The sequence below is a fragment of the Acetobacter lambici genome, from assembly GCF_011516885.1.
Taxonomy (GTDB): domain Bacteria; phylum Pseudomonadota; class Alphaproteobacteria; order Acetobacterales; family Acetobacteraceae; genus Acetobacter; species Acetobacter lambici.
The window spans coordinates 1-1,170 of the sequence record NZ_WOTD01000136.1 but is presented as its reverse complement, the minus strand read 5'-3'; the positions used below and the strand labels follow the sequence as shown (position 1 = coordinate 1,170).

Here is a 1,170-nt window from a genome sequence, read left to right as displayed (position 1 = left end):
ATACCAACCGTTGATTGCTATAACCCATGAGCCCACTTGCGCAGTCCGATTGACATGATGCGCCATGGTTGATCGACGAGCTGGTTCCAGGCATGGCAGGCGATATCGACGATATCGTCATAGGTTCTGAATATTCTGTTTGAGAGCCATGTATTGCGGATAAACTGCCAGAGATTTTCCACCGGGTTCAGTTCAGGAGCCCGGGGAGGCAGCGGGAGAATGGTGATATTGTAGGGAACATCCAGCTTCTGACTGGTATGCCATGCGGCCTGATCCACAATGAGGACGGCGTGAGCGCCCTGCGCGACCGTGCGTGAAATCTCCGCGAGATGGAGCTGCATGCCGTGCAGGTTGCAGACAGGGAGCACGAGGCCTGCGGCCGCTCCCTTTTCAGGACAGATGGCCCCGAAAATCCACGCGGATCTGGTGCGCAGGTCAGCAACGGCCCGGGGCCGGGTGCCCCGTTTCGCCCACCGTCGGGTCAGCTTCGTTTTCTGGCCGATCCGCGCCTCGTCAGACCACCAGATTTCGATATCTTTTCCGGGATGTCCGGACCTGATCGCCGCCATGACACCGGGGAACTCTTTTTAAAAATGTCCTGGGCTTTTGTATCCTGGCGATAGTGCCGTGGCCGGGCTGTCAGCAGACGGAACCCCTCGCGGCGTATGATCTGACCCAGACGCGTTTCCGACAGGCTGACGCCATAGGTCTCATGCAGCCACCCACAGAGATCACACAGTCTCCAGCGGACAACACCATGCACAGCAGGGATCGGCCCGTCCTCAATGCGGACCTTCAGGTCTGTCAGCATCTCCTGTGTCAGGCGGGCTTTCTGTCCCCCGCCATGACGATCCACAAGGCCATCCGGGCCATCCGCATTGAAACGCAGCACCCAGTCACGGATACTCTGACGGTCTGTCCCGGCAAGCAGGGCCGCCTCGCCGCGCGAGGCGCCATCATAAATCGCCGCAAGCGCCAGCAGGCGACGCGACTGACCCGCATGCCGGCTTCTGCGCGCAAGGCGTCGCAACTCCGAACTATCATGATCGTTACGCAGGGACAGAGGGCTGCCCATCCAGAATGCCTCCTTCAGAGAATGGTCAGCATCCTGTGAATCACATTTTTAAACCGATGGGTACCCCGTGAGTCAGGCCAAACAATGGTTGGTAT

1 protein-coding gene is annotated in these 1,170 nt (G+C 58.9%); it reads right to left on the bottom strand.

Annotated features, from left to right (window positions below; translation table 11 throughout):
• Positions 1 to 17: 17 nt before the first annotated feature.
• Positions 18 to 1,075 (bottom strand): IS630 family transposase gene (locus GOB86_RS15480; protein ID WP_198912061.1). Its coding sequence is split into 2 segments (ribosomal slippage): positions 18 to 583 and positions 583 to 1,075, totalling 1,059 coding nucleotides; the frame shifts between segments, so codons are not numbered across the junction.
• Positions 1,076 to 1,170 lie beyond the last annotated feature (95 nt).